At 61.8% G+C, this 6,366-nt stretch carries 7 protein-coding genes and 2 pseudogenes; 2 read left to right on the plus strand and 7 right to left on the minus strand.

The annotated features are described in order from the left end of the window. A partial coding sequence (locus tag ABD172_RS12395) for a transposase (protein WP_344310080.1) occupies positions 1–357 on the plus strand: 357 nt, incomplete at its 5' end. Positions 358–497: 140 nt separating this feature from the next. Here the strand turns inward: ABD172_RS12395 and ABD172_RS12400 are convergent. From ABD172_RS12400 to ABD172_RS12425, 6 genes and pseudogenes are all read right to left on the minus strand, one after another. Beyond that, on the minus strand, positions 498–1,226 hold the full coding sequence (locus ABD172_RS12400; RefSeq protein ID WP_344310082.1) for a Crp/Fnr family transcriptional regulator: 729 nt from the start codon (positions 1,224–1,226) through the stop codon (positions 498–500). A 48-nt stretch (positions 1,227–1,274) separates the two neighbouring features. Continuing rightward, positions 1,275–1,943 carry a class I SAM-dependent methyltransferase gene (locus ABD172_RS12405; protein WP_344310084.1) on the minus strand — a complete coding sequence of 223 codons (669 nt, stop codon included), beginning with the start codon at positions 1,941–1,943 and terminating at the stop codon, positions 1,275–1,277. Beyond that, entirely contained in the window at positions 1,940–2,845 is a 906-nt protein-coding gene (locus ABD172_RS12410; protein ID WP_344310086.1) for an NADP-dependent oxidoreductase, read from the minus strand. Before ABD172_RS12410 ends, ABD172_RS12405 begins: the two co-directional genes overlap by 4 nt. Before the next feature lie 35 nt (positions 2,846–2,880). Beyond that, complete coding sequence (locus tag ABD172_RS12415) at positions 2,881–3,312, minus strand: cupin domain-containing protein (RefSeq protein WP_344310088.1); 432 nt, start codon at positions 3,310–3,312, stop codon at positions 2,881–2,883. A gap of 15 nt (positions 3,313–3,327) precedes the next feature. After that, positions 3,328–5,369, minus strand: a pseudogene (locus tag ABD172_RS12420) (heavy metal translocating P-type ATPase). A 51-nt stretch (positions 5,370–5,420) separates the two neighbouring features. Next, positions 5,421–5,657 (minus strand): heavy-metal-associated domain-containing protein, encoded by a 237-nt coding sequence (locus tag ABD172_RS12425; protein WP_017791819.1) that lies wholly within the window; start codon positions 5,655–5,657, stop codon positions 5,421–5,423. A gap of 239 nt (positions 5,658–5,896) precedes the next feature. Between ABD172_RS12425 and ABD172_RS12430 the strand changes: the two are divergent. Beyond that, positions 5,897–6,040, plus strand: a pseudogene (locus ABD172_RS12430) (IS3 family transposase); the annotation flags it as partial. A gap of 126 nt (positions 6,041–6,166) precedes the next feature. Here the strand turns inward: ABD172_RS12430 and ABD172_RS12435 are convergent. Then, the coding region (locus ABD172_RS12435) for a hypothetical protein (protein WP_344310089.1) at positions 6,167–6,366 on the minus strand (200 nt) is incomplete at its 5' end.

A 6,366-nucleotide genomic window follows, 5' to 3' on the forward strand; every position in this document is an offset into this window, starting at 1 on the left:
GTGCTCGTGGAGGCGACCTGGGGTGTGTACCAGCGGATCGTGGACGCATACCGGGATACGAACAAGAAGGTCGGGAAGGTGAAGATGAGCGCGGTGATCACGGACGTGGCGTCCGGGGTTCCGAGCGACCTGCGTGAGGTGATCACTTTGGGGCGGACGTTGAAGCGTCGGTGTGAGGACGTCGTCGCGTTCTTCGATCATCCCGGCAGTAGTAACGGTCCGACCGAGGCGATCAATGGGCGGTTGGAGCACTTACGTGGGTCCGCGTTGGGGTTCCGGAATCTTACGAATTACATCGCACGGTCGCTGCTGGAGGCCGGTAGCTTCCGCCCCGTCCTACACACTCAAATGCGATGAGCCGCATAACCCCGGTCGCCAAACCGACGAGCACGAACATCATGAGCTTGCGGTTGCGAAGAAATTCCCCTGTCGATGACATTGCGTGTGACGCTTCCGAGGTACGTGGGGCGATGGTCTGGGCTGGCACGGTGCTGTTCTCAGCCTCTCTTCGAGAGGGTTGAGAGTGCGGTGAGCGCGGTCACATCAGTGATCGTGATCCGCCCCTGTTCCTGTTGTGAGATCACCCCGGTGTCGGTGAGTTTGCGAAGTTGCCGACTGAGGGACTCTGGTGTCGTGGACAGGAGCGAAGCGATGTCCTTCTTTGCGAGCGGCAGCGTCACGTCGATGGCTCCTCGCGGCCCTGGCGTCGCAGGGAGCGAGAGCAGGTAATCGGCGAGACGAGAGCTCACGTTTCCGAAGATGACAGAAGCCAGCCGCGCCTCAGTATCATCCAAGCGCTGACTCACTCCTTGCAGCATGCGCAGCCCGATGCTCGGATGCTTCTCGACGAGACGCCCGAGATCGGCATGACGGAACACGCACAGTTCGGTACGCACGAGCGCTTCTGCTGCGTGATCGGGTCTCGTGCCGGTGAGAAACGCGGATTCTCCGATGAAGTCGCCCGGACCGAGGACCCGGATCACCTGCTCGTGCCCGGCCGCACTTGTACGAGCGATCTTCACCTGACCGGTGTGCACCACCATCAACTGCGACATATCCGAGCCTGCTGAATACGCCTGCTCGACAGCGTCTAATCGGACGGTACGTGCAAATCCCGCAACTTCCACTTGCTGCGCATGTGTGAGCCCTTGAAACAGCGGTACACGGGCCACGCAGAGATCATTTGCTGGATCAGCATCCACATCGGTTGAAACAGCCAACGGCATCCTTCCCTTCCCTTCTAGTATGGCGACTCGTGGCACAACACACGCGCTTCAGCTGAAGCCAGGGGTGGCGCGTGCAGTGATGTACGCGTGTGGCGTCCGCGGGTTCGAGCGCTGCCCGATCACCTCGAACCCGGCGTAGGTGAGGGCTTCGATCATATTGTTCATCGGCCACCGGTATGCGGCGGCGATCGGATGGTCGAATGCCTCCCGCCGCGGCCCCGCGAAAAAGGACATCAGCAGCGATCCGCTGTCACCCAGCCGAGTGCGCAGTGTTGCGAGCGCGTGTAGGAGCTCTTCTGAGCTCATGTGAATGGTCGAATACCAGGCGAGGATCCCGCCCCAGCGGGTCTCGCAACGGGCGAGATCTTCGATGGAATCGTGATGGAACACAACCGCGGGATGTCTGGCTCGGGCAATCGTGATGAGGCGATCCGATGGCTCGAGCCCTTCCACCGTGTGTCCGAGGCGTGCGAGGTGACCGGTCCAACGCCCGGTACCCGCGCCGACATCGAGAATGGGGCCATCGACTGCCGCGGCCCACGGCTCGATGACCGCACGATCAGGGTCATCCGGTGAGATCTCGGCACCGAGAATGCCCTCGATATCAACCTCAGGCGACCCGTATGCATCGGCCACCCGGTTTATTGAGGCCACAGGATCAGACGTCCGTGCTGCTGTGAATACGGCGTCCGTCGGTGCCTCAGGCAGCTGGGTCATGGTTCGATGATCACTTTGCCGGCAGTGTGCCCGGCCTCCACCCTGGCGACGGCTTCCGCAGCCCGATCGAGACTGTACCGGTCCGTCACCTGCGGGTCGACGAGACCGTACTGGGCAACGCCGGTGACCTTCTCGAGCCCTTCACGCGTGCGCACCACCGCTACGCCACCGAGTTGCTGCACGGTGGTCGGGTCTGCGGTACTGATGATGACGCTCGGGTCTTTGGCGACGACCGCGAGATCACGAAGCGCCTGCCCACCGACCAGGTCGATGAGCACATCAACACCCTCCGGCGCGATGGCACGCACCCGGTCAGCCGCACCCTCCCCGGAGGCAACGAACGTCGCACCGGTCGACTCCACCAGTTCCTGCTTCGCTGCACTGGCCACACCGATGACCGTGAACTTGTGCACATTTCCGATCTGCGCCGCCATCAGCCCGACCCCACCTCCGGCGCCAAGAATCAGCATCGTCTGACCAGGTTCCAGCTCGATCTGATGCGTCACGTCATACGCAGTCGCCCCTGCGACAGGCAGTGCTGCAGCGTCAGCAAAGGAAAGCTCTTCGGGCTTCTGGACGGTTTGTGCCGCATCCAACACCGTGTGCTTCGCGAACGTTCCCTGTCCTTTGGCCGCGAGGCCGAGCACCATGTCACCGACAGCGAAGTTCTCGACCTCTGCGCCTACGGCGGTGACGACACCGGAGGCCTCTCGGCCCATCGGTGCGGGAAGCGGCCAGTGGGAGCCCATCTGCCCCGCACGGATCTTCCAGTCAGCAGGGTTCACCCCGGCCGCTTTCACCTCGATCGCGAGCTCTCCAGGCCCAGGCGCCGGAGCGGGGCGTTCAACGAGTTCCTGCGTCTCGGGGCCGCCATAGGCGGCGAAGACCAGCGCTTTCGACATTATTGACTTCTCCTCATTCTCCAGGTGAGTGACACTTACGTGGTTGCCTGTGGCGGAGCGTCTTCACCCGAAGCCTCTGCCGCATCAGCGAGTTCCTTCGTGGCATACTCCGCGTCAATTGCGTGCTCCGGAGGTGAATAGACGGTGTAGAGCACCAAAGGCTCATCGCCAGTGTTGCGGAAGTTGTGGCGAGTACCGGCCGGAACAGCGCACAGGTCGCCGGCATCAACGGTGTGCGTCTCGTCGTCAAGGTCGGCCTCTCCGCTGCCCGACACAAAACTCAGCAACTGATCGGTGGTGTCATGCACCTCGTCGCCGATCTCCCCGCCCACCGGAATCGTCATCGCAACGAGTTGGGAGTGCTTTCCCGTCCAGAGCACCTGACGAAAATTCGTGTTTGCTTTCGCGACCTCGTCGATGATGAAGTGCGTCGCCTTCTCGCCGACGCTGAACTGGTTCTCACTCATGTGTGTGATCCTTTCTTAAGATGGAAGTTCGGATGAACTCTGGGCCGTGGCTGGTTCGACCGGGCGGCCTGTTTCATGTGCGGCTCGGGCGCGTTCACTCCTCGACAACGCAGTGGCTCCCTGGGTGTTGCGCAGCAGGCGCATCGCGTTGAGGATTACGATGAGCACCGATCCCTCGTGCACGAGCATGCCGATAGCCATCGTGACACCCCCTGCGAAGACCCCGACGAGCAGCACGACAACGGTGATAAGCGCGATCCAGATGTTCTGGCGCATGACGTTCACGGTGCGTTTGGCGAGGCTGATTGCTTCGGGCAGTTTCAAGAGGTTGTCGCCCATCAGGGCAATGTCTGCCGTCTCCACGGCCACCGCTGAGCCCGCTGCACCCATGGCAACACCAATGTCGGCGGTCGCGAGGGCCGGGGCGTCGTTCACGCCGTCGCCCACCATCGCGACCGTGTGCCCCTCGCGCTGCAACCACGCGACAGCGTCGAGCTTGTCCTCGGGTAGCAACGAAGCATGGATCTCATCGATGCCGACCGCCTCACCGATGGCTTCGGCGACAAGGCGCGTATCTCCGGTGAGCATCACCACCTTCTGCACCCCGCTAGCGTGCAAGCGCCTGATCATCTCGGGGGCATCCTCGCGGATCGTATCTGCGACACCGATTACGCCAAGCACGCTCTCATCGACCGCGACAATCATCGGGGTCTTGCCTGCCGCCGCCAGTTTCTTCGCAGCCACAGCCGCCCCCGCGTCGTTCACGATCCCGTACTGTTCGAGCAGCGGCACGTTACCGATGAGTACCCGCTTGTCGTGAGCGTCGGCCACGATCCCCTTGCCCACGACCGGTGTGACCGATCCCGGAAGGCCCTCGGGGGCCACTCCTTCTTCTCGTGCGGTGTCGAGGATCGGGCGGGCAAGTGGGTGCTCGGACCCTGCTTCTGCGGCGGCTGCCCAGCGAAGCACCTCGCGCCGATCCGCTCCAGGATTGAGCACAACGATGTCGGTGAGTACCGGGCGGCCCTCGGTCAGCGTGCCTGTCTTATCAACTGCGACAGCGGAGATTTTGGCCGAGGTTTCGAGGTATTCGCCGCCCTTGATGAGAATCCCGTTGCGGGCCGAGCGGCCGATTCCCCCTACGATCGCCACGGGAATCGAGATGACGAGCGCGCCCGGGCAACCGATCACGAGCAACGTGAGGCCGAGCACTACGTCACCAGTGATGAGGCCCGCCGCAAGCGCGAGTACCATCACCGCGGGCGTGTACCACTTCGAGAATCGGTCGATGAATGCCTGCGTTTTCGCTTTCGCATCCTGCGCTTCTTCGACACGGTGAATGATGCGCGCGAGCGTCGTGTCGGCTCCGATGCCGGTCGCCATGACCTGTATGAATCCGCCCCGCGAGATCGTGCCCGCAAACACGTGATCTGACTTCGTCTTTTCGACCGGGATCGACTCACCCGTGATCGATGCCTCGTCGATCGCTCCAGTGCCTGACACGACCTGCCCGTCGACGGGAACTTTCGCTCCGTTCTTTACGAGCACGATCTCGCCCATGCGCACCTGATGTGCGGCGATCTCGACCTGCTCACCGTCGCGCATCACGACTGCAACGTCGGGGGCCACCGCGACCAACTCAGCGAGCGCTGCACGGGTCTTGTTCATCGTGCCGGCTTCGAGAGCGTGACCGATCGCGAAGAGGAACGTCACGGCGGCAGCTTCCCAGAAGTTGCCGATGAGTGTCGCGCCGATCGCGCTGCAATCGATACGAGCAGGTCGATACTGATGAACTTTACGAGCAGTGCCCGGACGGCCTTCACGACGATTCCGTACCCCGCGACAATTGCCGCGGCGAGCATGAACGCGTTCGCAAGGGTAAACACATGACCAGAACCGTGGGCGTGTTCGCCAGCGTCGATCCACCATTGCGGACCGACCGTGACGTTCCAGCTGCCGCCGAAGAGCTTTTCGACGCCGAACGACACGAGAATGAGGAGGCCCGAGACAACGGGAATGAACCAGTTGCCATACCGCCACTTACGGAACGCGCTCACGAATGTGCCGCCTTTCGAATTGGTGAACTTAGTGCGTTAGGGGCCGTTTGGCTAGAACGCGGAGGCCTTCGACTTATAGCCGGCCTTATCGACAGCAGCAATGAGATCGTCGACGGAACTTCTTGTCTCATCGTGGTCGATCTCAACGCGACCCGAGGCGAAGTGCACCGTCACGTTCTCGACGCCATCGAGCTTGCCGACCTGCTTCTCGATCTTGGTCACGCACGACGGGCACGAGAAACCCTCGGCGCGCAGCAGAGTGTGGGTGGTGTCAGTAGCGTTCGCCATGATGAGTCCTTTCGCTTCACCCCGAAACGGGGATCGACCAGGAGGTTCCTGGCCTTCACGACCCAGACTATTGTGTTGACAGATCCTCAGCCTTGACCTAGATCAAGTCGTGCTCAGAGCTCTTCTCTGTGGCTCACCAGCTACTTGGGTGCTGTGAGTCGCTTCTTGGTTGATCTGCTGGGCGCCATGAAGGTCTACAAGACCGAACTGATCCGTCAGCAAGGCCCTGGCGGACGGTCGAGCAGGTCGAGCTTGCGACCCTCGAATACGTGTGGTGGTGGAACCATGAGCGGCTCCACGGGGAACTCGATATGCGTACTCCGATCGAGGTCGAACAGGCGTACTACGCTGAAACCGAGACGCTTCTGTCACCGACCGGCTGACAGGGAAACCGGTCGGAACAAGAACCAGGCCAATTCAAAATGCTTCTTCCTGCCAAGCGTAGAGACCAAGGCGCCCGTCTTCGAGCGGATGCAAAGGAAGAGCTGCACTCAGCTCGGGCTGCACCATCATCGGCATCGTGTCCATATAACTGATACTGCCATTACCGGCTCATCGCCTTTGAGTGTGTAGGACGGGGCGGAAGCCACCGGCGTCTGCTCATCGAGGACCCGACCCGCCTGGACGGTGTCAAGGTCGTCGGGGTCGATGAGCACGTGTGGCGGCACACCCGGCGCGGTGACAAGTACGTCACCGTGATCATCGACCT

Origin of the sequence: Brevibacterium samyangense, from assembly GCF_039529845.1 — a bacterium.
Lineage (GTDB): Bacteria > Actinomycetota > Actinomycetes > Actinomycetales > Brevibacteriaceae > Brevibacterium > Brevibacterium samyangense.